This is a genomic window from Streptomyces sp. NPDC058751 (assembly GCF_042746485.1).
In the GTDB taxonomy this organism is placed as follows: Bacteria; Actinomycetota; Actinomycetes; order Streptomycetales; family Streptomycetaceae; genus Streptomyces.
The window spans coordinates 31894-56516 of sequence record NZ_JBHYPZ010000037.1 but is presented as its reverse complement, the minus strand read 5'-3'; the positions used below and the strand labels follow the sequence as shown (position 1 = coordinate 56516).

Below are 24623 nucleotides of genomic sequence, written 5' to 3'. Positions count from 1 at the left end.
GTGACGGCAAGTGGGACGTCGGCGTCCTGTACAAGTACGCCAACACCTCCGACGGCCGCGGTCATTCGGCGCTGTGGACCTTCACCTCGACGGGCGGCGACTTCAGGAGCCCCGTCAAGCTGTGGGACTCGGGCACCGGTTCCTGGACCGCGGACTTCAGCAAGCTCGTGTCCGGTGACTTCAACGGCGACGGCAAGTCCGATGTCGGCGCGCTGTACAAGTACGCCAACACCTCCGACGGCCGCGGCCACACGGCCCTGTGGACCTTCACCTCCACCGGCACCGACATCAACAGCCCCGTCAAGGTATGGGACTCGGGCACCGGCTCCTGGACCTGGGACCGGACCAAGACCACCTGATCCCCGGCACGATCACCTGCCGGAACACACCTGAAGGCGAAGGCCGGGTGGCGGACACACCGCCACCCGGCCGTGTGCCTTGCGCGCCGGGGCCGTCAGGCCATGATCCACGGGGCCTGGCCGCGCGCCGCGCCGCCCGCGGGGGAGTGCCGGTCGGTGTCCCAGGCCGGCTGCAGGGCGGCCGAGACGATGCCCCACAGATGGCCCGCGGTCAGGGTGCGCACCGGAACGGTGACCTGCCCGGCGAGACTGACGCAGTAGGCGGACTCCAGAGCGACGACGATGCCGATGAGGGCCATGGAGTCCAGCCCGTACGCCTCCAACGGCATGTCGACGGCGGGCGACCTGTCCTTGCCCAGACCGGGCAGACCCTGCCGGAGAATGGTCTCGAACCTCGCGTTCCACGGACGCTGAGCCATGGGTGGGAACTTCCTTCCGGCTGCCGGGACGGTCCAGATCGCGCATACGGCTGCGCGACCTCCACGGTGTCCGCACCCACTAGAGCGGCCGTGGAACGACGTTCGAGCGGACGGCACGCCCGCGTGCCCCGGCGATGTCCGCACCTCCAGGAGCCCGGCGGACCAGGGGGCCCGGCGACGAACCCGCCGCCCCGCCGCGGCCACCGGCTCCAGAGGGGCTTCCGGGACCGCTCGAGCCCTGCCCTAGGCGGCCCTGGTTGTCTCAGCTCCCACGGCCGCCCCCGCGGCCCCACCGACGGAGCCGGCCGGCCGGTGACGGCCATCTCCCCGACGTACGGCCGGCGGCGGCACGACCACGTACCGGGACCCCACCGCCGGCGGCTGGTCCGGCTGCCGGCCGCAGCGCAACCCCGCCGTACCGCCGCGCCCCACCAGGGACGCCCGGAACCGGGCGGAACCGGTGGCGCACACCGCCGCCGAACGCCCCACGCCCATCCCGGAGGTCGTCCCGTGGACGTCATGACAGCCCTGCTCACCCGCCGCGCACCGGCACGCCTGTCCGGCCCCGCGCCCGGCGAGCAGGAACTGCGGTACCTGCTCAAGGGCGCGGCCGCGGCATCCGGAGAAGCCCCCCACCCCTGGTACTGGGTCCTCCAGGACGACGGCGCGGCGCCCGCCGCCCCGCTCAGGGCAGGACTGGTGCTGGCACCCGACCGCACACCGCACCTGTCGGACGGGGAGCGCACCCAGCGCGCCTACGCGGCCCTGCACGCCCTCGAACTGCTGCTGCACGCCCGCGGCTACGCCAGCTCCTGGCACTCCGCCGACCACGGGGAACTTCCCGCCCCCTCCCCGCTGCTGCCCGAACTCGCCCCGGGCGAAAGCCTGCTGGGCCTGCTGTCCGTCGGCCGCCCCGAAACGCCGCAGGACCCCTCCCGCCGCCCCCTCGCCGACACCAGCGACCTGCTGTCCCGGAACACCCCGCCGGCCTCCGCGGGCAGCGCGGCGCAGAGCCCGTGCGGCAGGCTTCGTCCGCCGCTCCAACCGTCTTCGAGCGGCCTGGCGGAGGCTGACCGGTGGTTCGTCGACGGCCGGAAGGGGAGCCCGTGACCGCCCTGGACGAGACACCAGTGGGCCATCGGCGCGGCACGGCCGCCGAACTCGCGGCCGTACGCGCCGACATGCGCCGGGGCCCCAGCGACAGGGCCACCCGGGCGCAGCACGCCAAGGGCAAGCTCACCGCCCGCGAACGGCTCGCACTCCTCTTCGACGACGGCCGGTTCACCGAGGTCGAAGGACTGCGCAGACACCGGGCGAGCGGCTTCGGCCTGGAGGACAAGCGCCCCTACACCGACGGCGTCGTCACCGCCTGGGGCCGCGTCTTCGGACAGGTCGTCTTCGCCTACGCCCACGACTTCCGCATCTTCGGGGGCTCCCTCGGCGAGGCGCACGCCGAGAAGATCCACAAGATCATGGACATGGCCGCAACCGCCGGGGCCCCCATCGTGGGCCTGTGCGACGGCGCGGGCGCGCGCATCCAGGAAGGGGTGACCGCGCTCGCCGGCTACGGCGGCATCTTCCAGCGCAACGTCCGCAACTCCGGGGTCATCCCGCAGATCAGCGTGGTGATGGGCCCGTGCGCGGGCGGGGCCGCCTACTCCCCGGCACTGACCGACTTCGTGTTCATGGTGCGCGGCACCTCGCAGATGTTCATCACCGGCCCCGACGTCGTGCAGGCCGTCACCGGGGAACGGATCAGCCACGACGAACTCGGCGGCGCCGACGCCCACACCACCCTCTCCGGAGTCGCCCACTTCGCCTACGACGACGAGGAGAGCTGCCTCGCCGAGGTCCGCTACCTGCTGTCCCTGCTCCCCGCCAACAACCGTGAGCAGCCGCCCTGCGAGCCCGCCGCCGACCGGCCCGACCGGCTCACCCCGGCCCTGCTCGACCTGGTGCCCTCCGACGAGAAACGCGCCTACGACGTGCGCGAGGTCATCGAGGAGTTCGTGGACGCCGGCGACTTCTTCGAGGTGCACGAGGCCTGGGCGCCCAACGTGGTGTGCGCCCTGGCCCGGCTGGACGGCCATGTGGTCGGCATCGTCGCCAACCAGCCCGCGGCCCTGGCCGGAGTCCTCGACATCAAGGGCAGCGAGAAGGCGGCCCGCTTCGTGCAGATGTGCGACTCCTTCAACATCCCGCTCGTGACCCTGGTCGACGTGCCCGGCTTCCTGCCCGGCGTCGGCCAGGAGCACGACGGCATCATCCGGCACGGCGCGAAACTCCTCTACGCCTACTGCAACGCGACCGTCCCCCGTGTCCAGCTCATCCTGCGCAAGGCCTACGGCGGCGCCTACATCGTCATGGACTCCCGCTCCATCGGCTCCGACGTGTCGCTGGCCTGGCCCGGCAACGAGATCGCGGTGATGGGCGCGGAGGGCGCCGCGGGCGTCGTCTTCCGGCGCGAGATCGCCGCCGCGGACGATCCGGAGTCCGCCCGCAGACAGCGCATCAAGGAGTACCGCGAACAGCTCATGCACCCCTACTACGCCGCCGAACGCGGCCTGGTGGACGACGTCATCGACCCCGCCGAGACCCGCGTCAGGCTGATCGACGCACTCGCCGTGCTGCGCACCAAGTACGTGGCCCAGCCCTCCCGCAAGCACGGCAACCAGCCCCAGTGACGGCGGGCGGTCCCGCTACGGAGCGGCGGGCGGCTCGTCGGCGGCGTCCGCGACGAAGCCCTCGGCCGCCGCCGCGTCGACACCCAGCGAGGACAGCAGCCCGGCGCCGTCCTCCTCCTCCAGCAGCCCCAGCAGGACGTGGCCGCTGCCGACGCCGTCCCTGCCGAGCCGCAGGGCCGCCCGCCACGCCAGTTCGAGTGCCTTCTTCGCCCGGGCGTCGTACGGGATCAGCAGCGGATCGGCGTCGCTGCGCGCCGGCAGGGCGGCGAGTGCCGCGTCCCGGGCCCGGCCGGGGTCGGCGTCCTGGGCGCGCAGGGCGTCGACCGCGGTGCCCCCGGCGCCGAGCAGGCCGAGGAGGAGGTGCGCGGGGACGATCTCGGCGTTGCCGGCCTGCTTGGCCTCGTTCATGGAGGCGATGACGGCGCTGCGGGCGGGCAGGGAGAACTTCTCGAAGACGTTCGAGGGCTGGGCGTCGGGCTTGCCGACGAACCGCTTCTGGGCCGCCTGCCGGGTGACGCCCATGCTGCGGCCGATGTCGGTCCAGGAGGCGCCGGAACGGCGGGCCTGGTCGACGAAGTGGCCGATGAGATGGTCGGCGACCTCGCCGATGTGGTCGGCCAGCAGGACCGCGCCGGTCAGCCGGTCGAGGGCGCCGGTGTGGTTCTCGGTGATCGCCGTGATCAGCTCGTCGAGCCTGACCGGCGGAGTCGTCTGCGTCATGTGTCAACCGTAGGTTGTCACCCCTTTGGTGTCAACCGCGAGTTGACATGCCGGTCGTCCCTCGCGGCGCCCCCGGCCCGCCCGGCCGGACTCAGAGCCTGGTCACGAAGACGTGCGCGGCGCTTCGCGCGGGCAGTTCGGCGGCCTGCCCGCCGTTTTCGACCGTCACACCGCGGGGCGACGACGCCACGGTCACGACCGCGCCGGGCCGCACCCCGGCGTGCCGCAGCGCGTACATCAGCCGGGAGTCGGTCTGGACCGGCTCCGCGATGCGCCGTACGACCACGCCGGCGCCGTCCGGCCCGGGCTCCAGGTCGCCGAGGCCGACCGCGTTCTCGTCGGGGAAGGGGTCCGCGGCGCCCGTCCGGCCGAGCTCCTCCAGGCCCGGGATCGGGTTGCCGTAGGGCGAGTGGGTCGGGTGCCGCAGCAGCTCCAGGACGCGGCGTTCGACGGCCTCGCTCATCACGTGCTCCCAGCGGCAGGCCTCGGCGTGGACCTGCTCCCACGCCAGACCGATCACGTCGGCGAGCAGGCACTCGGCGAGCCGGTGCTTGCGCATCACGCGGGTGGCGTCCCGCCGGCCCGTCTGCGTCAGCTCCAGGCGCCGGTCGCCGGCGACGCGCAGCAGGCCGATGCGCTCCATGCGGGCGACGGTCTGGCTGACGGTGGGGCCGCTCTGGCCCAGGCGCTCGGCGATGCGGGCGCGCAGGGGGACCGAGCCCTCGTCCTCCAGCTCCAGGATGGTGCGCAGATACGTCTTCGTGGTGTCGATGAGCCGGGACATGCGGTTCGTCAGGCGGGGGTCTCGGCGGTGGCGGTCAGGACCGCGCGGCCGAGGACGTGGCCGGACATGGTGAAGCCGAGGGCGGCCGGGGTGGCGTCGGCCGCGACGCCGACGGACTCGACGCCGAGGGCGTGCACCACGACGAAGTAGCGGTGCGGGCCGTGCCCGGCCGGCGGCGCGGCGCCGACGAAGCGGGCGGCGCGGGCGTCGTTGGGCAGCTGGAAGGCGCCCGCGGGCAGGCCCGAGCCGGTGTCGTCGCCGGCGCCCTCGGGCAGCTCGGTGACGGTGGCGGGGATGTCGGCGACCGCCCAGTGCCAGAACCCGGACCCGGTGGGCGCGTCGGGGTCGTAGACGGTGACCGCGTAGCTCCTGGTGCCCTCCGGGGCGCCGCTCCAGGACAGCTGCGGGGAGAGATCCTTCCCGCCGGGGACGCCGAACATGCCGGAGAACTGCTCGGGCGGCCAGGTGCCGCCGTCGGTGACGGCGGTGCTGGTGACGGTGAAGGAGGCCGCCTCGGGGAGGCGGGCGAAGGGGTCGTTGGCGCTCATCGCGTGGTTCCTCTCAAGCCGTGCTGCGGGATGACGGTGGCGCGGCAGGCGAAAGGGCGCGCGGCGGCACCGCCGCCCCCTGCCGGCCGATGAATCGACTATAGCAACAATAATCGATTATCTTCGGGATCGTCTATGCTGGCGGCTGTGACTCAGACGGCCCCCCACCCGACCTTGCCGGCGAAGCAGATGCTCTCCGAGCAGGTCCACACACACCTGCGGGACGCGATCATGGGCGGGCGCCACGCCCCCGGTGACGCCCTCAAACCGCAGGACCTCGCCAAGGAGCAGGGCGTGAGCCTGGCCGTCGTGCGCGAGGCGCTCGTGCGGCTGGTCGGCGAGGGCCTCGCCGACCGGCTGCCCAACCGCGGCTTCGCCGTCCCGGCCGTCTCCGACCACCGCTGGCAGGAGATCGCGGAGGCCCGCCGCACCATGGAACCGGTCGTGCTGCGCATGGCCGTCGAACGCGGCGACGTCGACTGGGAGGCCCGCGTGCGGGCCGCCCACCACCGCCTGGCCCGCACTCCGGCGTACGTGCCGGGCGAGGGCGAGCACTACAGCGCCGCGTGGTCCGAGGCCCACCGGGTCTTCCACCGCACCCTGCTGGAGGGCTGCGGCAACCGCGTCCTGCTGGAGACCTTCGACCGGACGTGGACCGCGAGCGAACTGGCCCGCCGCTGGGCGGCCGGCCGCCACCCCGACCGGGACCACGCGGGCGAGCACCGCCGGCTGGAGGAGGCGGCGCTCGCCCGCGACGCCGACACCGCGGCCGAGGTACTGGCCGGGCACCTCGCCCTGACCGCGGCCGGACTGACCTGACGCATCCCCTGCGGACCGGTGAAGGGGGGCCTGACGCGCCTCGGCGCCCTCGCCGGGGGCGAGGGCGCCCCCGGCGAGACCCGCGCCCGGACATGTGCGTCGTGCGGCCTCCGGCCGTCGTGGCCCGTGGTGCCGTCAGCGTGCCGGCGCCCCCGGGGCCGCCGGCCCTTCGCCCAGCTTCCGCTCCCAGAACAGCTCGTCGCGCCAGGCGCCGTCCGCGTAGAAATGCTCGTGGGCGACGCCCCAGGAACGGAAGCCGTGTTTGCGGAGGACGGCCTGGGAGGCGAGGTTCTCGAGCTGGGTGTGCGCCTCCAGGCGGTGCAGGGCCAGTTCGTCCTCGGCGATCCGCAACGCCATGCCCACGGCACGACTCGTGTGCCCGAGTCCTTGGTGGCGGGAGGCGATCCAGTAGCCGAGGAATCCCTTCTGGAACGGTCCGCGCAGGATGGAGCTGATGGTGACCTGCCCGATGACGGTTCCGCCGACGACCACGACACCGGGCCAGGCGAGCCCCCTGGCGTGGGACTCCAGCAGCGACGTGATGACGGTGGCCTGCCCGTCGGGCGTGTAGAACTCCTCGGGTCTCGCGGGCAGCCAGCGCGCGTACACCTGCCTGTCCCGGCTGTGCGACTCGGCCAGCGCGGGTGCGTCGGAGGGGTCGATCAGACGGATCGACGTGGACCTCAAAATGCTTTGCTCCCCAAAATCCTCTGCTCCTTCGTCAGTTGCCGTAGTCGGTCGGCTGCGAGGGGGTCCTGCGCGGGTCGCGCTCGACGACGGGGTCGAGGATCTGGTCGATGCGCTCGACGGTCTCCTCGTCCAGCTCGATCCCGGAGGCCGTGGCGCTCTGCGTGATCTGTCCGGGCTTGGTGGCGCCGACGATCGCGGACGAGACGTTCGGGTTGTGCAGCACCCAGGCGATGGCCAGCTGGGGCATGGTCAGGCCGAGGTCCGAGGCGACCTCGCCGAGCTCGGCGACACGCTTCAGCACGTTGTCGCTCAGCGCCCCCGAGGCGAACTGGGAGGCGGCCGCGCCGGTGGCGCGCGATCCGGCGGGGGGCGGCTTGCCCGGGAGGTACCTGCCCGTCAGCAGGCCCTGGGCCAGTGGTGACCAGGCGAGCTGGCCGATCCCTTCGCGTTCGCACAGCGGGACGACCTCCTCCTCGATGACCCGCCACAGCAGGTTGTACTGGGGCTGGTTGGAGACGATCCGGTCGAGTCCCATGCTGCCGGCCAGTTCCAGAGCCTCCGAGATCTGGGCGGCGGTCCATTCCGACACACCCACGTAGAGGACCTTTCCCTGGCGGATCAGGTCGTCGAAGGCGCGCAGGGTCTCGGCGAGAGGGGTCCGCTCGTCGAAGCGGTGTGCCTGGTAGAGGTCGATGTAGTCGGTACCCAGGCGCCGCAGCGAGCCGTGCGCCGCCTCCATGATGTGCTTGCGCGACAGGCCCCGGTCGTTGGGTCCCGGGCCGACCGGGGAGAAGACCTTGGTCGATATCTCGACGGATTCCCGGCGTGTGTTTGCCAGCGCTTGACCAAGCACGACTTCCGCTTGAGTTCCCCCATAGACATCGGCGGTGTCGAAGGTCGTGATGCCCTGTTCGAGCGCTTCTCGGGCGATTCGTTCGGCTGACGCCTCTGTATAACTGATCCAGCTCCCGTACGTGATTTCGCTGACCTTCAGCCCGCTGCGTCCTAGTGATCGATGCTTCATGGAGCGGGAGTGTACGCCCGGCGAGCAGCTCGTTCCGAGTGCGTGAGATCGGTCAACTCGCAAGCGAACCAACGCAGTTGACGGAACGGGAGTCCTCGCTCAGTTGACCTTCGAGAGGGTGATCATGCGCGACCAACTGACCCGGCGACGGACCGCGGAGCCGGGCCCGTACGGGTTCGAGGACCTCTCGGAACTCATGTCGAGAATGACCGGGGACGAGAAGCACTCCGAGGCCGCGACCTCGACGGTGGACGCGCTCTGGGTGCTCTACGACCGGGTCCTGTCCGTCGGCCCGGACCTGCGCGAGGACCGGGACCGCTTCTACCTGTCCAAGGGCCACGGACCGCAGGCCTACTACGCGGTGCTGTGCGCCAAGGGGTTCTTCGGACCCGAACTGTTCGACATGTTCGGCGCGTTCGGGTCACCGCTCGGCTATCACCCCGATCGCACGCTCGTCCCGGGCGTCGAGATCTCCAGCGGATCCCTGGGACACGGCCTGCCCCTCGCGGTGGGGACGGCACTGGGACTGCGGGCGCGCGGACTCACCGACTCCCGTGTCTGGGTCCTGCTCGGTGACGGCGAGTTCGACGAGGGCTCCAATCACGAGGCGGTCGTCTACGCCGCCCGTGCCGCTCTGGACCGGCTGAACGTCGTGGTCGTCGACAACCACTCGGCGACCCAGGGCTGGCCCGGCGGTCTGGAGTCGCGCTTCGCGTGCGAGGGCTGGGCGACCCGGCGGGTCGACGGCCGCGACCACGACGCCCTGGAAGAGGCTTTCACGGCCCCGCACCCGGGCCGGCCCGGCCTGGTCGTCGCCGACGTGGGTGCCGCGGCCGACCGCTGACCCCCGACCCCCGAGACACCCAGACCTCGAGCCATCCGAAGGAGCGTCCTTGGCCGGCATCATGCGTCAGCGTTTCGTCGACGTCACGACAGAACTGCTGGACGCCCACGAGAACCTCGCCCTGGTGACCGCCGATCTCACCGCAGGTCTGTTCGGCGCCGCCCAAAAGAGCCACCCCGAACGCGTGCTCAACCTGGGCATCAGGGAGCAGCTGCTGGTGAGCGTGGCGGGAGGCCTGTCGCTGGCGGGAATGCGGCCGATCGCCCACAGCTTCGCCCCCTTCCTCGTCGAGCGGCCCTTCGAACAGATCAAGATCGACCTGAACCACCAGGACGTGGGCGCGGTCCTGGTCAGCGCCGGCGCCTCCTACGACATGGCCAGCAGCGGCCGCTCCCACCAGGCACCCGGTGATGTCGCGCTGCTGTCGACGCTCCCGGACTGGACCATCCAGGTGCCGGGCCACCCGGACGAGGCCGAGGAACAGCTGCGCGAGGCCGCGACGGGCGACGGACTCGTCTACGTCCGCCTGTCCAACCAGTCGAACCGCGAGCCGTACGGTCTGCGCTCCGGGCCGGGATTCCGGGTCCTGCGCCGCGGGAGACGGGCGACGGTCATCGCGGTGGGCCCCACGGCCGACTCCGTGCTGCGGGCCACCGAACAGCTCGACGTCACGGTCCTCTACGCCGCCACGATCCGCCCCTTCGACGCCGGGGGACTGCGCGCCGCGCTGCACGGACAAGCGGTGCCCTCCGTCGTCCTGGTCGAGCCCTATCTGGCGGGAACCTCGACGGCCGAGATATCCCACGCCCTGACGGACATACCGCACCGAGTGCTCGCTCTCGGGGTCGCCAAAGCGGAACTCCGGAACTACGGATCATCGCGCCAGCACTCCATCGCGCACGGCCTCGGCCCGGCGGGAATGCGTCAGAGAATTATTTCCTTCCTTTCCTCTTGACGTGCCACCCGCCCTCTTATCTACTATTCCCCGAACCGCCGTCCGGCGGAATTCGAAAAAACAAGAAAAGGAGAAAGCAAATGTCCATCAACGACAAGCTCGCCGCCACCACCGAAGAGGCCGTCCTGTCCGCCGCCGAGGCCGAGGCCGAGGTCGCGGAGCTCTCCAGCCACGACCGCCCGATGGTCGTCGGCGTCATCAACGAGGCCTGACAGCGCGCCCGTTCGGAGACGGCCCCCGGGCCGTCTCCGAACAGCCCACCCGACCGAAAGGATTCTCATGGGAATTCTGCATCCGCTTCCTCGCCTCATTGACGAAGTCGATCTCATGGGGACCTTCTGGAACAAGAAACACGGCTTTTTCAAAAACGCCTCTCCCGTTACGGGAATGCTGGACGAGGCGGCCATTCAGGAAACACTGGAAGTCGGCCTGCTGCGCTGGCCGTATTTCATGCTCCTGAAGGAGGGGATCCAGCCCGCGATCTCGGACTTCACACGGACCAGGAACGTCCGCGGCCAGAAAGTGAGCGGCTTCGCCGACGCCCGAAAGGTCCGCGCCCTCCTCGAGAACGGCGCCACGATGAAGCTCAGCCAGCTCGAGGACTGGCACCTGCCGACACGACAGCTCATGGACGAGATCGAGAGCCGGCTCCCGGCGGAGCTCAAGGCCTACGTCTTCTACACCCCGCGCGACAACACCGGCATGCTCCCGCACCGGGACCCCTCCCACGTACTGGCCCTGCAGATCGCGGGCGCCAAGGAATGGCGCATCTACGACACCCCGGAGCACGTCGACTCCCGGGGCGGGCTCCTGCCCGGCCTGGACGCGGACAGCCACTCGCACTCCTTCGTCATGGAGCCCGGGGACGTCCTCTACCTGCCGCACGGCATCCCGCACGTCGCGACGGCCCGTACGGGCACCTCGCTCCACCTGACCCTGACCCTCACGGAGCCGGCCCCGCTGGAACTCGTCGAGTCCCTGATGGAGGACTTCGGCGACGCGGCGGACCGGCTGGAGGCCGCCGCCCCGGGCATCCCCACCGAGGACAAGACCAAGGCGGTGACAAGCGGACTGCTCGACCACCTGGACCGGATGGATCCGGACGCACTCGTCGACTCCGCCGTGGCACGCATGCGGAACCGGAGGGCCTGAACCGATGGCGACCGACCTCTCCTCGCGAACGGACACCACGTCCCCGCGGACGGACGAGAACACACGGACCCAAGAGCCCGTGCGCACGCCCGGGAACCTCGCCGACCTCGTCGGCGACGCCGAGTCGTTCCTCACCGAGGTGTGGGGACACCGGACGGCCACCTTCACCTGCGAACCGGCGACGACGCTGCTCTCCACCGCGCACGTATGGCACGAGCTGGACTGCGGCGGGCTGGTCGCCCCCTACTTCGGCGTCCTCGGGGACGGCACCACGCCCACGAGCCCGGGCGTGTCCGAGACCCGGATCGTCCAGACCAAGCCCCGCCCGGGGTACGCGAAGCCCGCCGCGGTACGCGCACAGGTCGCCTCCGGCCACGTCTTCGTGCTGAGCCAGCTGGAGGACTGGAACGCCGGGATCGGCGCCCTGGCCGGCGCACTGCGCGGCCAGTGCCGTGCCCAGGTCACCACCGACGCCTACCTCTGGGCCGCCGGATCCGACGGCGTGCCGGCCCGGAACGACGGCGCCCACGCCCTGGTCGTGCAACTGGACGGCCGGACCCGCTGGACCGTGGACGGGCACGCCGGCGAAAGCGTCCTCGAGACCGGCGACGTCCTCTACGTCCCCGCAGGACGGGTACGGCAGGGATTCCCGGCCGGCACCGACGCGCTCCACCTGGTGATCTCCCTCCAGCAGCCGACGGCCCGCGATCTCGCCGAACTGGCCCTCGCCCGGTTCCTCAAGAGCCCGGCCGCAGCCGGGATCGCGGGAACGCACCACTTCCGGTCCCCCGCGCAGAAGGCCGCCTGGCTCCGTGACGAACTGCGCGCCCACCTGGCCGGCCACGACCACGAAGCGCTGGCGGAGCAGGCCGTGCGGCTCCGGCAACGAGAAGGCAGGGCGTAGGACCGTGAGCGAGCCCACCACCGAAGGCACCGCCGGGACCGCCCTGTTCGACCTCATCAGGGCACAACAGCGGCTCAAGAGGGCACACCGGCTCGGCAGCCGTCTCCTCGTCGAATCCGACATCGAGCGCGAGGGCCGACCCGACCTCGTCCCCTTCGTCCTGGGCTACTCCTTCGACCACGCCGGCGAACCGACCCTGCGGCACGCCCACGCGGGCGCCTCGTCGGTGACCGTCATCGGCGACGACGACTACCTGTTCCTCTCCGACCGGCGCCCCCCGGCACCGGACCCCGTCGGCGGCCGGTCACTGTGGCGGCACCGCGAAGGACGAGAGCCGAAAGCACTGCTCGGCACCGCCCGCGACGTGGTCTGCTACGCCGCCGCCGGACGGACGGCCGTCGCGGCGGCCTGGTTCCACGCGCAGGCGGACTCCTTCGCCGCGGACCGCGCGCTGCGGCGGGAGCCGGCCCGCCAGGGCCTGACCGCGGTGACCGTCGACGGCGACCTCTGGCCCCGCTCCGGCCACCGGTACGGCACCGAGGTGCTCAGACTCGTCGCCGTGCCCTTGGACACGGACACCGCCGGCCCGCAACCGCTGGACACCCCGCTCGGCCAGGACACCCTTCTGACCGGCCAGCTCGCGCTGACCCCCGACGGCCTGCGGTGCGCCGCAGGTCTCGTCCGCTTCCTTCCCGGCGGACACCGCCGCCACGGACTGCTGGTCTTCCCCCTCGGCGCACCGCACGACGCCCGGCAGGTCTGGGCCGACGACGACCTGAGCGACATGATCGCCTCCCCGGACGGCACCTGGTTCGCCTGCACCGCCGAACGGATCGCGGTCCCCGGGAGCGCACCCCGCCAAGAAGCGGTCCTGGTCTCGAGCGACGGCCTCGTCGTGCGCAGAGTCGGCCAGGACCACCGCGACTGGCTCCAGCCCCGCGCCTGGCAGGACCCCGGGAACCTGCTGTGCTCCGGCGAGCAGGACGGACAGCGCCACCTGTGGCGGGTCGCCGTCGACGGGGACGCCGTCACCCGGGTCGACACCGGCGGTTCGGTGCTCTCCGTGACGGCCGGCCCGCACGAGGCCCTGGCCGTCCGCTCCTCCATCGCCTCACCCCCCTCGGTCGTCGGCCTCGCACTCGCCCCGCCAAAGGCCCCCCGGACGGAGATCTTCGCCCCGGCCGCCGCGGCCACCCCCCACGGACTGCTGGAACGCCTCACCTACACGGCACCCGACGGCGCGAAATGGAGCAGCTGGCTCTGCCTGCCCGAGCACGTCGAGCGGGAACTGCCCGTCCTGGTCTGGTGCCACGGCGGACCGATGCTGAGCTGGACCGACTGGTCCTGGCGATGGAACCCGTGGCCGTTCGTGGCCGACGGGTACGCGGTCCTGATGCCCGACCCGCCCCTGTCGGTCGGCTACGGCCAGGACGCCATCGAACGGGGATGGGGAAAGTGGACCTCGGAGGTGGCCGCCGTGGCCGCCGGACAGGTCACGCACGCACTGCTCGATCCACGCCTGGACGCCGACCGCGTGGCGGTGATGGGAGCGAGCTTCGGCGGTTTCCTGTCACTGGCCCTGGGAACGCTCCTGCACGACCCGCGCCTGATCGTCAGCCACTGCGGCTGGGCCGACTTCCCGGCGGTCGCGCGAGCGTGCGACCTGCACTGGCACTGGCTGCGCGAGTACGGCCCGGTGGACTCCTCACCCTCCTACCGCTCGGAGAGCCTGCGCCTGGAGACGCTTTCGCCACGGACGAAGGTGCTGCTGTCCCACGGCTGCGAGGACACCCACGTACCCGTCGGTGAATCCCGCGCCGTCTACCGGACGCTGGACGCCCTGGGCATGGACGTCGAGCTCATGCTCGTCCCCGACGAGAGGCACAGCATCCTCAGACCCGCGAACGCCGCCGCCTGGCACCGGTGGGTGGCCCGCGCGTGCCGCGAGACACTCGGCGGCCGATCGGCCCGAAAGGAACTCAGCATCAGATGACGACCCTTGCCACCGACATCCCCGCAGGGGCCCGTACGGGTGCCCCCGCACGGGACGTTCCCGCCGGCCCGACCCCGAGCCTCGATCGCGCCCACTGGTTCCCGCCCTCCAAGGACGCGCCCGCCACCGCCTGCGGCACCTCCCTGCGGACCCGGACGCTGCAGGAGACCGAAGCACTGGCCCGGGCCTCCTTCACCCGGTGCGGCATCACCCGGATCGCCGACGTCACCGAACTCGACGACCTCGGCATCCCCGTCTTCAACAGCTTCCGCCCCACCGCGGCCCCCGGCCTCAACACGGTGACCAGCGGCAAGGGCATGACCCCGGCCGCGGCCCGGGTGTCGGCCATGATGGAGGCGATCGAACGGACCTGGTGCGAACAGCGCGCCGGCGAGCCCCCGCTGCGGGCCTCGTACGGCGAGCTCCGCGACGCGGGCGTCCCGGTCCTCGACCCGCGGCGCCTGATCCTCAAGCGGGGCCACACCTGGACCGAGGACACCTCCATCGCCTGGTGGCCCGTACGGGAACTGGCCTCGGACATCGAGATCCTGGTGCCCGCCCTCGCGGTCTTCGTCCCGTTCCCGAACGAGTGCGGGATGTTCCGGTCGAACACCATCGGCCTCGCCGTGGGCAACAGCCCGCAGGAAGCCCTGCTGCACGGGCTGCTCGAGACGATCGAGCACGACTGCACGGCCTTCGGCGAGACCCTCAAGAGCGGCTGGAACATCCGGCTGTCCTCACTGCCGGACGCGGCCCGGGAACTGGTCGGGCGATTCCAGCGGATCAGGATCGAGGTCCAGGTCTTCGCCTACGTCAACGAGATCGGGGTGCCGACCTTCTTCGCGACGACCGATGACACCCAGGCGGCCGACGGCATGCTCTTCAACGGCGGTGCAGGCTGCCACCTCGATCCGGTCGTCGCGGTGACCCGGGCACTGACGGAGGCCGCCCAGTCCAGGCTCGCGGTCATCGCGGGCGCACGGGAGGACTTCACCACCCAGGCCTATCGCCGGCACTCCTCCTACAAGGCACTGCAGGAGATGTACCGGAAGTGGAGCGGCGGACGGCCCACGGCGGACTTCGACGTGATCGAAAGCGCCGGCACCGGCACGACGGACGGCGACCTCGACATGGTCCTGGCGGGACTGGCGCACGCCGGGCTCCCCCTGGTGCTCGCCACGGAACTGGCCCCCGACGGCCTCCCCTTCTCGGTGACCAAGGCGATCGTTCCCGGACTCGAGGTCCACCACAACGATCCCGCCCGGCTGGGAACACGCCTGCACCGCGAGATGGTGCGGGCCGGACTCGCGAAGCCCCTGTCATGAGCGCCTCCACCGTCACGGTGTTCACGGGCCCCTCGCTGCGCCCCGCCGACCTGACGCACCTGCACCGGCTCGCCGAGGACCACGACCGGGCCCTCGACCTGCGCCCGCCGGTCCGCCGCCACGACCTGGCGTCCCTCATCGGCACCGAGTCCACGCGCAAGATCGTGATGCTGGACGGGGAGTTCGGCCAGAGCCTCGCGGTCAGCGTGACCGAGGTGCGCGCCCTCCTGTTCGCCGGGCACCGCCTGACCGGCGCGTCCTCCATGGGCGCCCTGCGGGCCGCGGAGTGCCGGACGATCGGGATGACCGGCAGCGGCTGGGTCTACGAGCGGTACGCGAACGGCTCGATCGAGTCCGACGGCGAGGTGGCGCTCCTCTACGACCCGGAGGACTACACGCCCGTCACGATCCCCCTGGTGAACGTCCGCTGGCTGCTGGCCGAACGGGTCAGGGACGAGGACCTCTCCGCCGAGGAGGCCCGCACCGCGCTGGAGATCGCGCGGTCGGTCAACTTCCGCGCCCGGCGCCACCCCGTCCTGCTCAAGCAGTGGAGACGCGGGCTTCCCGAAGGCGCCGCAACGGTCCTGGAGGAACACCTCGCCGACGAGCGCCTCGACGACTGGGACCGCAAACGGCTCGACGCGCTGGAAGCCGTCCGGGCGGCACTGGCGTCCTGAACCACGATCCGCACCCCGGACGGCGTCCTCGGCGCACCGGCGCCGACACCCCCCGGGACACAAGCCCACCCACCACGAGATCCCGGGCCCCGCACGGAGGCCCGGGACCGCCCCGGATCCCGGCAGGAGGACCGCATGCCCCGCTCCGTGACCGAAGAACAGAAAGCCGCCTACCGGCGCGACGGGTTCGTCCACATCCCCGGCATCATCGGCAAGGACGACGCCGCCCGCTACGCCAAGGCGGCACTGGCGGCCCGTGACCGCCAGAAGGACGTTCCTCCCGATCCGACGTTCACCCGCGTGATGCAGGTGTGGCAGCAGGACGAGATCCTCCGCGAGCTCACCCTCGACCCGGTCCTGGCCACCGCGGCCACCGCCCTGGCCGGGGTCCCGCTGCGGCTCTACCACGACCATCTGCTGATCAAGGAGCCGCACAACGACGCCCCCACCGAGTTCCACCAGGACCTGCCTTTCTGGCCGCACCTCGATTCCCGGCACTCCCTGTCCGCCTGGGTCGCCCTCGTCGACGTCCCCGCGAGGCGCGGCTGCATGACCTTCATCCCCGGCTCGCACCGCACGGAGGGCCTGCACCGCCAAGACGTGCGCGACGCCGACAACTTGATGCGGATGGCTCCGGAACTGGTGTGGAAACCCCGCGTCACCGTCCCCGTGCGGGCCGGCGACTGCACCTTCCACCACTCGCTGACCGCCCACAGCGCCTCCCCGAACCTCACCGACGACCCGCGCATCGCCCACGTGGTCGTCTACATGGACGCCGAGACGCGCTACGACCCGCGCAAACGCCCGGGCGGCGAACCCCTGGCCGAGCCGGCCGACACCACCACGGGACGCCCCTTCCCGGACGACGACTTCCCCCCGCTCCCCTGAGGACGGCCCGCCACAGGCGTACAACGCCCCACGCCACGGAGTTCAACGTGATCGCTTCTTTCGTGCGGAACAACTACGCATCGCTGAGGGGACCGGCACGCACACTCGGCCTGCTGCACTTCCTCGACAGCGTGGGCGGCGGGATCTTCATGTCCGGTTCGGCCGTCTACTTCGTCGTGGTCGCCGGTCTTCCCGCGGCACAGGTCGGCCTCGGCCTCTCCCTCGCGGGCCTTTCCGGATTCGTCTCCAGCGTGCTCATGGGCATGGCCGCCGACCGGATCGGGGCCCGGCGCCTGCTGTTCCTCGCCCTGCTGGCGATCGGACTGGCCTACTGCCTCTACCCGGCGGTCGGTTCGCTGCCGGCGTTCTTCCCGCTGGTGGGGCTGATCGGAGCGCTCGAATGGGGCAGCGGCCCGCTGTTCCACACCCTGATCGCGGAGCTGGTCCCGGAGGACGACCGGGTCGGCGCACGCGCGGCCCTGCGGTCGGTGTTCAACGTCGGCTTCTCCATCGGCGCCCTGACAGCGGCGGCGCTGATCGGCGCCGGAGGCGCCGCGATGCAGGCCCTGCCCCTGGGCAACGCCCTCTCCTTCCTGCTGGCGGCGGCAGTCGTGCTGCGGCTGCCCCGCACCCGCGCCCTGCCGGTCAGGACCGAACGCGTCTCCCGCTTCCGCGCACTGAAGGACACGCCCTTCCTCGGCGTCATCGGCGCGTCGAGCCTTCTGGCCCTCCACAGCGCCGTCCTCATGGTCGGCATACCGCTGTGGCTCGTGACCAGCGACAAGCTTCCCCGCAGCGTCATCCCCGTCGTCTTCGTGCTGAACACGATCCTGGTCGTGCTCTTCCAGGTGCGGTGCGCCAAGGGCTCCGAAACCCTGGACGGCGCCGTCGGCGTGGCACGCAGGGCGGGGCTGATCAGCATGGCGGCGTGCCTCGCCCTGGCCATCGGCAACGCGACGACGACAGCCTGGATCGCCGGCGGATTCGCCCTGACAGCGGTCCTCCTGGTCACGTTCGCCGAACTGTGGCAGTCGGCCAGCGCGTTCGGTCTCGGCTTCGGGCTCGCCCCCGAGGAAGCACGCGGGGAGTACCTGGGCGCGTTCCACCTCCACACGGTCGCCCAGGCGACCGTCGGACCGGCCGTGGTCTCCTTCCTGGTGACCCACCACGGCTCGTACGGCTGGCTCGTCCTGTGCCTGACCTTCCTCGTCGGCACGGCCGCGATCGCCCCCGCCGTGCGCCGGGCCCGCAAGGACGACCTGGTCCCGGCACCCCTCTGATGCTCCCGTTCGACATCCTCCCCAAGTCCTGCCGCGACGCCGCCCGCTGCCGCGACACCTGCCGCACCGCCCCCCGGTGCCGCCCCGCACCGCCGCCCCTGAGCCGCGCGGCCTGCCGGATCCGGGATCCCGGACACCCCTGTCAGGTTTCCTTGACATCCGCCACGTGTCAGGGCAGCCTGACACGCATGGGAGCTGAGGACACCCCGGCCTCGCTGGCGGGCCTGGTCACCGACAAGGACCCCGCCGTCGGCCTGGAGGCCGTCGTCGCGTTGCGCCGTCTCCTGGAGGAACTGGAGCGGCTGCACGTCGACAACGCCCGCAGCCAGGGCTGGTCGTGGCAGAGCATCGCCACGTCCCTGAAGGTCAGCAGGCAGTCGGTGCACGAGAAGCACTCGGGCAGGCGCAAGGCCATGGGCTTGGAGGAGTAGAAGTGTTCGAGTTCTTCACCGACCACGGGAAGCAGGCCGTGGCGGCCTCCCAGGACGAGGCGATCGCCCTGGGACACGACTTCATCGGCACCGAACACCTCCTGCTCGGCCTCCTGGCCACCGGATCCGGGACGGCCGCCGGGGTGCTGCACGGGCAGAACGTCGACCTGGAACGGGCCCGGCACGAGACCGTACGCGTCCTGGAGGCGGCCGGGATCCCCGCCACGGGAGGACGGCCCGCACGCGACGCCCTGTCCTCGCTCGGCATCGACGTGACGCAGATCCAGCGCCAGGCCGACACCTCCTTCGGCCCCGGCGCCTTCCAGTTCCCCCGGCCCGCCTACACCCCCGAGGCCCGCACGGCACTGACGAACACCCTCAGCGAGGCCCGGGCACTGGGCCGCGACACGTTCGGCACCGAACACATCCTGCTCGGCCTGCTCACCGTCCCCGAAGGCCACGCCCTGAAGATCCTGGCCTCCTTCCAAGCCGACCCCGCCGCCCTGCGCGAGACGATCCTCGCCCATGCCGCCCCGGAGGGGACGTGAGCACGGGACGCGTCACGGCGGTGAGCCGCAACGCCACTTACGCCTTCAGCAAGCCCAACCACCCCTCCGTCACCCTGCTCGCCGGCCTCGGAGTGGAGGGCGACGTCCACGCCGGCCCGACGATCCGCCACCAGTTCCGCATGACCTACGAACCGGACCTGCCCAACCTGCGCCAGGTCCACCTGATGCACGAGGAACTCTTCGAGGAACTCGCGCCCAAGGGCTACGAGGTCTTTGCCGGACAGCTCGGCGAGAACATCACCACCCGCGGCGTGGACCTCCTCGCCCTGCCCACCGGCACCCTGCTGCGCCTGGGAGCCGACGCGGTGGTCGAGGTGACCGGACTGCGCAACCCCTGCTCGAAGATCAACGACTTCCGGCCCGGCCTGCTGGGCGAGATGTTCGCCCTGGACCCGCACTCCGCCGAGTTCACCTTCAGATGTGGTGTCATGGCCGTCGTCCACCGCGGCGGAACCGTCCGTCCCGGCGATCTTGTCAAGGCCGAACTCCCGGCCCGCCCGCACCGCGCGCTGGAACGCGTCTGAGGGCTGCGACCGCACAGGCCGGCCGGCGCGAGAGAGCCGGGGCCGACCGGCGGCACCGGCCGGCCCCCGGCTCCGCGCGCCCCGGCAGCGGCGGGTCCAGGGGGCCGCCCGTGACGCCCCCGCGCCGGGCGTCAGGAGCCTTGGATCAGCTTCTTGATCTCGGGCAGCCCGGTGCCGGAGCCGGCGTTGACGAAGATGACGTCGTCGGCGGAGTCCTCCAACGCGATCGCGACGCCGGGATCAACTCCCTTGATCGCGTAAGCCGTTGCCGATGCCGGCGTCGCCTGCCCGTCGTTGTCGTCGCCGGGTGTGTCGTCGCAGCCGGGGATCGTGACGGTGCCGAGCTCGTCGCCCAGGACGAAGCCCTTCGCCTCGGCTCCCGTGTACGTGTGCTTCTCGTACTCGACCAGGGCCGCACAGGACGACGCGGCGTCACCGCCCTCGCCGCCGCCCGACGCCGTGCAGGCGGCGGACGCCGTGACCAGGGCCACGGCCAGCAGTGCCCACGCCGGTCCGGCCCTGCCGAACAGGGGTACGGCCTTCATCGGTCTGCCTCCTTCTGGAGCGTTCGCCCCGGTTCGGTGAATGCTGCGGAGGCCGAGGGCATCCCCCTTGCCCAAAGTCCCCGGAGGTGCCCGGCCTCATGAGTACCGACGCCGCAGATGCCGTATTCGTTCGATCGTGCGACCGGGGCGGGGAGGACTTCGGCGAGGCCCGTCATCCTGCCGGCACGGCTCGGCTCGGCTCGGGCCGTGGCCGGCGTCCGGACCGCTCAGGCGGGGACGGGTTCCGGGTCGGCGTCCTCGAAGGGCGGACAGGCGTGCCGGCCCATGCGCTCGGCCGCATCGATGTAGTCGGCGAGGGTGCCGCGGGACTGGGCGGGCCTGTCCATCCGGCCGGGCGGTCCTGTGCGGCGCCCGCCGGCGGCAGTTGGACGACGACGGCCACCCACGGAGGAACCGCCCGCAAGGAGGCGTGCGCCGGCCGGACTACGAAGGGTTCCGGCCTGCCGGGACCGCGGGCGGTGTTCCCCCGGAGCGCGCCGGAGCGGTCCGGGAGAGATCGCGTTCGAGCTCGTCCAGCGCCCGGCGGGCCGCCGCGAGGCGTGCGAGCAGCTGCCTTCGCTCCTCCGGCCCGGCGGCCGGGGGCGCTTCCCGCAGCGTCTCCTCCCTTTCCGTCTCCTCCCTTTCCATCTCCCGGGCCTCCTCCAGGGAGGTGATGACGACGCCGATGAGGACGTTGACGAGGACGAACGAGGCGAGCAGGACGTAGGAGGCGTAGTACAGGAGGCTCCACCGGGAGATCTCCATGCCGGCGTGGACGGCATCTCCGATGCCGTCCAGCGTCGTCAGCAGGAACAGCGTGAGCACCGCCCGGCCGATGGAGCCGAAGTGCGCGGGATCGTGGTGGCCGAAGAAGACCCAGCCGACCATGGCGTACACGTACAGCAGCAGTGTGCCGACGAGCAGGAAGCTCAGCGTGCCGGGCAGGCTGCGGGCGACGGCGGCCAGCACGATGCGCAGCTGGGGCAGGAAGCGGGCGGTGCGCAGCACCCGGGCCAGCCGCAGCAGACGCAGCACCGTGGTGTTCTCACGGACGACGGGCAAGAACGCGCACAGGACCACGGCGAGGTCGAAGAGGTTCCACGGGTCCTCGAGGAAACCGCGTGGCCGTTCGGCGTGCGCGGCCAGGCGCAGCAGGATCTCGGCGGTGAACACGGCCAGGCAGCCGTGCTCGGCCAGCCGTAACCAGCCCTGCCACTCGGAGACCAGTCCGGAGTACGTCTCCAGGCCCAGCAGTGCCGCGTTGAGGAGGATGACGGTGAAGACCGTCAGGGCGAACCACCGGGCCTCCGTGACACCGCGGCAGCGACGCGCCAGCCGCGGGCGGACGGACTGGCAGGTGACGTCACTCGCCTGATCGTGCTGCTCCGGCATCCCGCTGCCCTGGCTCCTCACGCGCGAACGCCCCCGGTCCCGCGGCCGGAAGGCGAGCTTGTTCGATGATCAATCTCCAGGGATACTTCTACACCACTGTAGATGGGCCGGGAGAGAGAAGACCTGATGTTCGGCATGAGTGAACTGGCCTTGATTCTTCTCGTCGTCATCGTGGTCCTCGGCATCAAGAAGCTGCCCGAGCTGACCCGGTCGGCCGGCAAGGCGGCCCGGATCTTCAAGAGCGAGACCAGGGCGCTCAAGGAGCAGGACCCCCCGAACCCGGCAGCCGGGCCCGGGAACGTCGTCCCCGGCACCGTGATCGGAAGGGACGAGGACTCCCCGCGCTCCTGAAGCACCGGACCGGAGGGGGAGTGCCGGACCGGAGAGGGAGTGCCGGACCGAAGGGGGAGTGCCGGACCGAGGCGGAGGCGCCGGGCGCCCCGGCGGAGACCGGGGCACCCGGCGGCGGTCCCGGCCGCAACGACGGAACCGGGGCGAGACCGAGGGGAGAGGGCGCGTGACGGAAGAGGATCCACGCCGTCGACGCAGGGCGCAGGGCGCACTGGAGACACAGGTGCTGGCCGCACTGCACGCGGCCCGCGGACCGGTGACCGCGGGCTGGGTGCAGGACCACCTGGACGCCGACCTGGCCTACACCACGGTGATGACCGTACTGGCCCGCCTCCTGGCCAAGGACGCCGTCACACGCAAACGCCAGGGCCGCTCGTTCGTGTGGACGCCGGCCGCGGACGAGGCCGGCCTCGCCGCACTGAAGATGCACAGGGTCCTGGACCGCGAACAGGACCGCAGGGCCGTGCTGGCCAGCTTCATCACCACGCTGCCCGAGGGCGAGGAGCAGCTGCTGCGCCAACTGCTGGACCAGGCCGACGGCGAGGACTGACCTCACGTGGGCATCTTCGTCGTCCTGCCGCTGGTGCTGCCCCTGACCTGCTGGCCCGTCGCGCGCCTCGCCGAGCAGCGCCTCCACCCCCGCACCGCCACGGTGCCGCTCACCGCCGCCGCCTCCGTCATGGCCGTGTGCAGCACCGTGTGCCTGGCACTGCTGGTGGTGGTCGGCACCGCACAGCTGCCCGGCAACCCGCTGCCGGACGGCTGGTCGGACCCGCAGGTGCGCGCGAGCGTGCCGCAGGACGAGTTCGCGGGAAAGGCGGCGATCCCCGCACTGATCGCGGTGGTCGCCGGGTGCCTTTGCGCCTTGCTGCGCCACCACCGGGTACGGGCACGGGCGCACGCCGCCCTGCAGGCGCTGCCGCGCACCGAGGTGGCGGTCCTGCCGGACCACCGGCCCTACGCCTACGCGCTGCCGGGCGGACCGCGCGACCGCATCGTGGTCTCCACGGCGATGCCGGCCTGCCTGGACTCCCGGGAGCGCCGCGCCCTGTTCGCGCACGAGCGCGCCCACCTGACCGCGCGGCACCACCGCCACCTCCTGCTCGTCCGGCCGGCCGCCGGCGCCAACCCGTTCCTGCTGCCGCTGCGCACCGCGGTGGAGTACACGGCGGAACGCTGGGCGGACGAAGAGGCCGCTCAGGACATCGGCAGCCGCAAGACGGTGGCCCGCGCGATCGGCAAGGCGGCCCTGGTCTCACGCGCCACCCCGGCACCCACGCTCGCGGGCTTCGCCGCGCCCGGCCCGCTTCCCCGGCGGATCGCGGCCCTCCTCGGGCCGGCACCCGCGGCCCGGGTGTGGCCGCCCGCCTTCACCGCGGTGGGCCTGGCCCTGTGGACCGCCGCGACGGGAACCCTCCTGTCGACGATGTTCTCCGCCAACTCGGCGCTCACCCTGCTGCTCCTGCTGCACGCGGCGACCCCGCTGTGACGGCCGCGCGCCACCGGGGCCGGCAGGCCGCCGTCCTGCCGGCCCCGGTGGCGCCCCGCTCCAGGGGGCCGATCAGAGATCGAACTCGTGGGGCGGCAGGTCCAGCGCGAAGCAGGCGTCGCGGACCACGGCACGCTCGGTGGCGTCGAAGTCGCCGTCGGCACCGCCGATGACGATGCCGATCTGGATCACCGCGCGTGCCCCGGCGGGCTTCTTCTTGGCCTTGGCGATCTCCTGCAGCACGCTGACCTTGCCGAGGCCGAAGTCGGCGGTCAGCCTGGCGAGGTTGTCCTCGAAGTGATCGGCGTGGCCTTCGGGGGAGTCGACGGCGGCGTCGGCCGACCGGCCGGTGCCAGACTCGACCGTCATGAGTGACTGGTCCCTGCAGCGAGAACACGGCGTCCGATTCGAGTGGGGCCCGACCGGTGCCCGGCAGATGGCGCGGGACGCCGCCTGCCTGGTGGTGGTCGACGTGCTGTCGTTCACGACGTCGGTGACCGTCGCCGTCGAAGCGGGCACCCAGGTCTTCCCCTACGCCTGGCACGACGAGACGGCGACCGCGTTCGCCCGGGACAGGGCGGCGGCGCTGGCCGTGGGGCGGCGAGCCGCCACCTCGGCCTCACCGTGGTCGCTGTCCCCGGCGGCACTCCGGCGAGCCCCGTTCACCCCCAGGCTCGTGCTGCCCTCTCCCAACGGATCCGCCATCGCCGCGGCAGCGGGCGGTGCGACAGTGGTGGCGGGCTGCCTGCGCAACGCCACCGCCGTCGGACGGTGGCTGGCCCGGCACCGCTACGGGACCGCGGAACGCCCCGTCGCGGTGATCGCCGCCGGTGAGCGGTGGCCGGACGAAAGCCTGCGACCCGCGCTGGAGGACCTGCTGGGTGCCGGGGCGATCATCGCCGAGCTGGAGTCGCGAGGCGTCGGCCCGCTGTCCATCGAGGCGACCGCCGCACGGGCCTGCTTCGTGCAGACCGCCGATGTCGTCGGCGCCGTGGCCGCCTGTTCCTCGGGCATCGAACTGGCCCGGACCGGGTTCGCCGACGACGTGGCCATCGCCGCCGGGCTCGACGCCAGTGCGGTCGTCCCCGTCCTCACCGACGGAGCCTTCGACCACGGCACCGACGGCACGGGGGCGTCGTCGAACCCGTGAAGTCCCGGCAGCGCCTTGCACGAGCCCGCCGGAACAAGTGCGATGTGATGACCGCTCCGGGCATACGCTACGATGATCTTGAACCGCCCGGTGGTCACACCGGCTGG

Annotated in this window: 28 protein-coding genes and 2 pseudogenes; 21 read left to right on the top strand and 9 right to left on the bottom strand. The window is 72.0% G+C overall.

Annotation, left to right across the window (positions count from 1 at the left end):
* Positions 1-359: pseudogene (locus ACFW6B_RS29670) on the top strand (esterase); the annotation flags it as partial.
* Positions 360-454: 95 nt separating this feature from the next.
* Here the strand turns inward: ACFW6B_RS29670 and ACFW6B_RS29665 are convergent.
* Entirely contained in the window at positions 455-778 is a 324-nt protein-coding gene (locus ACFW6B_RS29665) for an acyl carrier protein (RefSeq protein ID WP_386600698.1), read from the bottom strand.
* 510 nt (positions 779-1288) lie between these two features.
* Here ACFW6B_RS29665 and ACFW6B_RS29660 point away from each other — a divergent pair.
* Both ACFW6B_RS29660 and ACFW6B_RS29655 read left to right on the top strand, forming a co-directional pair.
* The gene (locus tag ACFW6B_RS29660; RefSeq protein WP_386600696.1) at positions 1289-1888 is read left to right on the top strand and encodes a hypothetical protein; all 600 of its coding nucleotides are present in this window, start codon (positions 1289-1291) and stop codon (positions 1886-1888) included.
* Entirely contained in the window at positions 1885-3462 is a 1578-nt protein-coding gene (locus ACFW6B_RS29655) for an acyl-CoA carboxylase subunit beta (RefSeq protein WP_386600694.1), read from the top strand. Before ACFW6B_RS29660 ends, ACFW6B_RS29655 begins: the two co-directional genes overlap by 4 nt.
* A gap of 15 nt (positions 3463-3477) precedes the next feature.
* Here the strand turns inward: ACFW6B_RS29655 and ACFW6B_RS29650 are convergent, their stop codons facing one another.
* The 3 genes from ACFW6B_RS29650 to ACFW6B_RS29640 all read right to left on the bottom strand — a co-directional run bounded on the left by ACFW6B_RS29650 (position 3478) and on the right by ACFW6B_RS29640 (position 5514).
* The gene (locus tag ACFW6B_RS29650; RefSeq protein WP_386600692.1) at positions 3478-4182 is read right to left on the bottom strand and encodes a Clp protease N-terminal domain-containing protein; all 705 of its coding nucleotides are present in this window, start codon (positions 4180-4182) and stop codon (positions 3478-3480) included.
* 91 nt (positions 4183-4273) lie between these two features.
* Positions 4274-4966: an iron dependent repressor, metal binding and dimerization domain protein gene (locus ACFW6B_RS29645; protein WP_386600690.1), complete on the bottom strand. Its 693-nt coding sequence runs from the start codon at positions 4964-4966 to the stop codon at positions 4274-4276.
* A gap of 8 nt (positions 4967-4974) precedes the next feature.
* Positions 4975-5514: a YbhB/YbcL family Raf kinase inhibitor-like protein gene (locus ACFW6B_RS29640; protein WP_386600689.1), complete on the bottom strand. Its 540-nt coding sequence runs from the start codon at positions 5512-5514 to the stop codon at positions 4975-4977.
* A gap of 147 nt (positions 5515-5661) precedes the next feature.
* On the opposite strand from ACFW6B_RS29640, the gene ACFW6B_RS29635 reads away from it, so the two are divergent.
* Positions 5662-6333, top strand: a complete 672-nt coding sequence (locus ACFW6B_RS29635; RefSeq protein WP_386600687.1) for a GntR family transcriptional regulator — start codon at positions 5662-5664, stop codon at positions 6331-6333.
* A 135-nt stretch (positions 6334-6468) separates the two neighbouring features.
* On the opposite strand, the gene ACFW6B_RS29630 is transcribed toward ACFW6B_RS29635, so the two are convergent.
* Both ACFW6B_RS29630 and ACFW6B_RS29625 read right to left on the bottom strand, forming a co-directional pair.
* The gene (locus ACFW6B_RS29630) at positions 6469-7020 is read right to left on the bottom strand and encodes a GNAT family N-acetyltransferase (RefSeq protein ID WP_386600686.1); all 552 of its coding nucleotides are present in this window, start codon (positions 7018-7020) and stop codon (positions 6469-6471) included.
* Positions 7021-7054: 34 nt separating this feature from the next.
* Complete coding sequence (locus ACFW6B_RS29625; protein WP_386600683.1) at positions 7055-8047, bottom strand: aldo/keto reductase family protein; 993 nt, start codon at positions 8045-8047, stop codon at positions 7055-7057.
* A 124-nt stretch (positions 8048-8171) separates the two neighbouring features.
* On the opposite strand from ACFW6B_RS29625, the gene ACFW6B_RS29620 reads away from it, so the two are divergent.
* From ACFW6B_RS29620 to ACFW6B_RS29560, 13 genes are all read left to right on the top strand, one after another.
* Positions 8172-8891 carry a thiamine pyrophosphate-dependent enzyme gene (locus tag ACFW6B_RS29620; protein WP_386600748.1) on the top strand — a complete coding sequence of 240 codons (720 nt, stop codon included), beginning with the start codon at positions 8172-8174 and terminating at the stop codon, positions 8889-8891.
* Between the two features lie 61 nt (positions 8892-8952).
* Positions 8953-9846: a transketolase family protein gene (locus ACFW6B_RS29615; RefSeq protein ID WP_386600747.1), complete on the top strand. Its 894-nt coding sequence runs from the start codon at positions 8953-8955 to the stop codon at positions 9844-9846.
* 80 nt (positions 9847-9926) lie between these two features.
* On the top strand, positions 9927-10058 hold the full coding sequence (locus ACFW6B_RS29610) for a hypothetical protein (protein ID WP_386600681.1): 132 nt from the start codon (positions 9927-9929) through the stop codon (positions 10056-10058).
* Between the two features lie 175 nt (positions 10059-10233).
* A complete protein-coding gene (locus ACFW6B_RS29605; protein WP_386600679.1) occupies positions 10234-10998 on the top strand; it encodes a JmjC domain-containing protein in 765 nt (254 codons plus the stop codon).
* 79 nt (positions 10999-11077) lie between these two features.
* On the top strand, positions 11078-11902 hold the full coding sequence (locus ACFW6B_RS29600) for a JmjC domain-containing protein (protein WP_386600677.1): 825 nt from the start codon (positions 11078-11080) through the stop codon (positions 11900-11902).
* A 4-nt stretch (positions 11903-11906) separates the two neighbouring features.
* Positions 11907-13895 carry an alpha/beta hydrolase family protein gene (locus ACFW6B_RS29595; protein WP_386600674.1) on the top strand — a complete coding sequence of 663 codons (1989 nt, stop codon included), beginning with the start codon at positions 11907-11909 and terminating at the stop codon, positions 13893-13895.
* Positions 13892-15220, top strand: coding sequence for a YcaO-like family protein (locus tag ACFW6B_RS29590; RefSeq protein ID WP_386600673.1), 1329 nt, complete (start codon positions 13892-13894; stop codon positions 15218-15220). The genes ACFW6B_RS29595 and ACFW6B_RS29590 overlap by 4 nt, the downstream gene beginning before the upstream one ends.
* The gene (locus ACFW6B_RS29585; protein ID WP_386600671.1) at positions 15217-15897 is read left to right on the top strand and encodes a TfuA-like protein; all 681 of its coding nucleotides are present in this window, start codon (positions 15217-15219) and stop codon (positions 15895-15897) included. The genes ACFW6B_RS29590 and ACFW6B_RS29585 overlap by 4 nt, the downstream gene beginning before the upstream one ends.
* Positions 15898-16032: 135 nt before the next feature.
* Positions 16033-16785 carry a phytanoyl-CoA dioxygenase family protein gene (locus tag ACFW6B_RS29580; RefSeq protein WP_386600669.1) on the top strand — a complete coding sequence of 251 codons (753 nt, stop codon included), beginning with the start codon at positions 16033-16035 and terminating at the stop codon, positions 16783-16785.
* A gap of 47 nt (positions 16786-16832) precedes the next feature.
* The gene (locus tag ACFW6B_RS29575) at positions 16833-18065 is read left to right on the top strand and encodes an MFS transporter (RefSeq protein ID WP_386600668.1); all 1233 of its coding nucleotides are present in this window, start codon (positions 16833-16835) and stop codon (positions 18063-18065) included.
* 188 nt (positions 18066-18253) lie between these two features.
* Complete coding sequence (locus tag ACFW6B_RS29570) at positions 18254-18496, top strand: hypothetical protein (RefSeq protein WP_386600666.1); 243 nt, start codon at positions 18254-18256, stop codon at positions 18494-18496.
* Between the two features lie 2 nt (positions 18497-18498).
* Positions 18499-19044, top strand: a complete 546-nt coding sequence (locus ACFW6B_RS29565) for a Clp protease N-terminal domain-containing protein (protein ID WP_386600664.1) — start codon at positions 18499-18501, stop codon at positions 19042-19044.
* Complete coding sequence (locus tag ACFW6B_RS29560) at positions 19041-19589, top strand: MOSC domain-containing protein (RefSeq protein ID WP_386600662.1); 549 nt, start codon at positions 19041-19043, stop codon at positions 19587-19589. Before ACFW6B_RS29565 ends, ACFW6B_RS29560 begins: the two co-directional genes overlap by 4 nt.
* A gap of 131 nt (positions 19590-19720) precedes the next feature.
* Here ACFW6B_RS29560 and ACFW6B_RS29555 read toward each other — a convergent pair whose 3' ends face one another.
* Positions 19721-20134: a DUF6281 family protein gene (locus ACFW6B_RS29555; RefSeq protein ID WP_386600659.1), complete on the bottom strand. Its 414-nt coding sequence runs from the start codon at positions 20132-20134 to the stop codon at positions 19721-19723.
* 444 nt (positions 20135-20578) lie between these two features.
* Complete coding sequence (locus ACFW6B_RS29550; protein ID WP_386600657.1) at positions 20579-21526, bottom strand: ion transporter; 948 nt, start codon at positions 21524-21526, stop codon at positions 20579-20581.
* Between the two features lie 126 nt (positions 21527-21652).
* On the opposite strand from ACFW6B_RS29550, the gene ACFW6B_RS29545 reads away from it, so the two are divergent.
* The 3 genes from ACFW6B_RS29545 (at position 21653) to ACFW6B_RS29535 (ending at position 23366) form a co-directional block, all read left to right on the top strand.
* Positions 21653-21877, top strand: coding sequence for a twin-arginine translocase TatA/TatE family subunit (locus ACFW6B_RS29545; RefSeq protein ID WP_386600655.1), 225 nt, complete (start codon positions 21653-21655; stop codon positions 21875-21877).
* Between the two features lie 166 nt (positions 21878-22043).
* Complete coding sequence (locus ACFW6B_RS29540) at positions 22044-22427, top strand: BlaI/MecI/CopY family transcriptional regulator (RefSeq protein ID WP_386600652.1); 384 nt, start codon at positions 22044-22046, stop codon at positions 22425-22427.
* 6 nt (positions 22428-22433) lie between these two features.
* Positions 22434-23366 (top strand): M56 family metallopeptidase, encoded by a 933-nt coding sequence (locus ACFW6B_RS29535; protein ID WP_386600650.1) that lies wholly within the window; start codon positions 22434-22436, stop codon positions 23364-23366.
* A 72-nt stretch (positions 23367-23438) separates the two neighbouring features.
* Here ACFW6B_RS29535 and ACFW6B_RS29530 read toward each other — a convergent pair.
* Positions 23439-23663: pseudogene (locus ACFW6B_RS29530) on the bottom strand (TerB family tellurite resistance protein); the annotation flags it as partial.
* A 70-nt stretch (positions 23664-23733) separates the two neighbouring features.
* On the opposite strand from ACFW6B_RS29530, the gene ACFW6B_RS29525 reads away from it, so the two are divergent.
* Positions 23734-24516 (top strand): 2-phosphosulfolactate phosphatase, encoded by a 783-nt coding sequence (locus ACFW6B_RS29525; protein ID WP_386600648.1) that lies wholly within the window; start codon positions 23734-23736, stop codon positions 24514-24516.
* Positions 24517-24623: the final 107 nt, after the last annotated feature.

Excerpts from the sequence above, each read along its gene's own strand:
- ACFW6B_RS29665 (WP_386600698.1), bottom strand. The coding sequence starts at position 778 with ATGGCTCAGCGTCCGTGGAACGCGAGGTTCGAGACCATTCTCCGGCAG.
- ACFW6B_RS29650 (WP_386600692.1), bottom strand. The coding sequence starts at position 4,182 with ATGACGCAGACGACTCCGCCGGTCAGGCTCGACGAGCTGATCACGGCG.
- ACFW6B_RS29645 (WP_386600690.1), bottom strand. The coding sequence starts at position 4,966 with ATGTCCCGGCTCATCGACACCACGAAGACGTATCTGCGCACCATCCTG.
- ACFW6B_RS29640 (WP_386600689.1), bottom strand. The coding sequence starts at position 5,514 with ATGAGCGCCAACGACCCCTTCGCCCGCCTCCCCGAGGCGGCCTCCTTC.
- ACFW6B_RS29625 (WP_386600683.1), bottom strand. The coding sequence starts at position 8,047 with ATGAAGCATCGATCACTAGGACGCAGCGGGCTGAAGGTCAGCGAAATC.
- ACFW6B_RS29620 (WP_386600748.1), top strand. The coding sequence starts at position 8,172 with ATGCGCGACCAACTGACCCGGCGACGGACCGCGGAGCCGGGCCCGTAC.
- ACFW6B_RS29615 (WP_386600747.1), top strand. The coding sequence starts at position 8,953 with ATGCGTCAGCGTTTCGTCGACGTCACGACAGAACTGCTGGACGCCCAC.
- ACFW6B_RS29610 (WP_386600681.1), top strand. The coding sequence starts at position 9,927 with ATGTCCATCAACGACAAGCTCGCCGCCACCACCGAAGAGGCCGTCCTG.
- ACFW6B_RS29605 (WP_386600679.1), top strand. The coding sequence starts at position 10,234 with ATGCTGGACGAGGCGGCCATTCAGGAAACACTGGAAGTCGGCCTGCTG.
- ACFW6B_RS29590 (WP_386600673.1), top strand. The coding sequence starts at position 13,892 with ATGACGACCCTTGCCACCGACATCCCCGCAGGGGCCCGTACGGGTGCC.
- ACFW6B_RS29585 (WP_386600671.1), top strand. The coding sequence starts at position 15,217 with ATGAGCGCCTCCACCGTCACGGTGTTCACGGGCCCCTCGCTGCGCCCC.
- ACFW6B_RS29580 (WP_386600669.1), top strand. The coding sequence starts at position 16,033 with ATGCCCCGCTCCGTGACCGAAGAACAGAAAGCCGCCTACCGGCGCGAC.
- ACFW6B_RS29570 (WP_386600666.1), top strand. The coding sequence starts at position 18,254 with ATGGGAGCTGAGGACACCCCGGCCTCGCTGGCGGGCCTGGTCACCGAC.
- ACFW6B_RS29555 (WP_386600659.1), bottom strand. The coding sequence starts at position 20,134 with ATGAAGGCCGTACCCCTGTTCGGCAGGGCCGGACCGGCGTGGGCACTG.
- ACFW6B_RS29550 (WP_386600657.1), bottom strand. The coding sequence starts at position 21,526 with ATGCCGGAGCAGCACGATCAGGCGAGTGACGTCACCTGCCAGTCCGTC.
- ACFW6B_RS29545 (WP_386600655.1), top strand. The coding sequence starts at position 21,653 with ATGTTCGGCATGAGTGAACTGGCCTTGATTCTTCTCGTCGTCATCGTG.
- ACFW6B_RS29525 (WP_386600648.1), top strand. The coding sequence starts at position 23,734 with ATGAGTGACTGGTCCCTGCAGCGAGAACACGGCGTCCGATTCGAGTGG.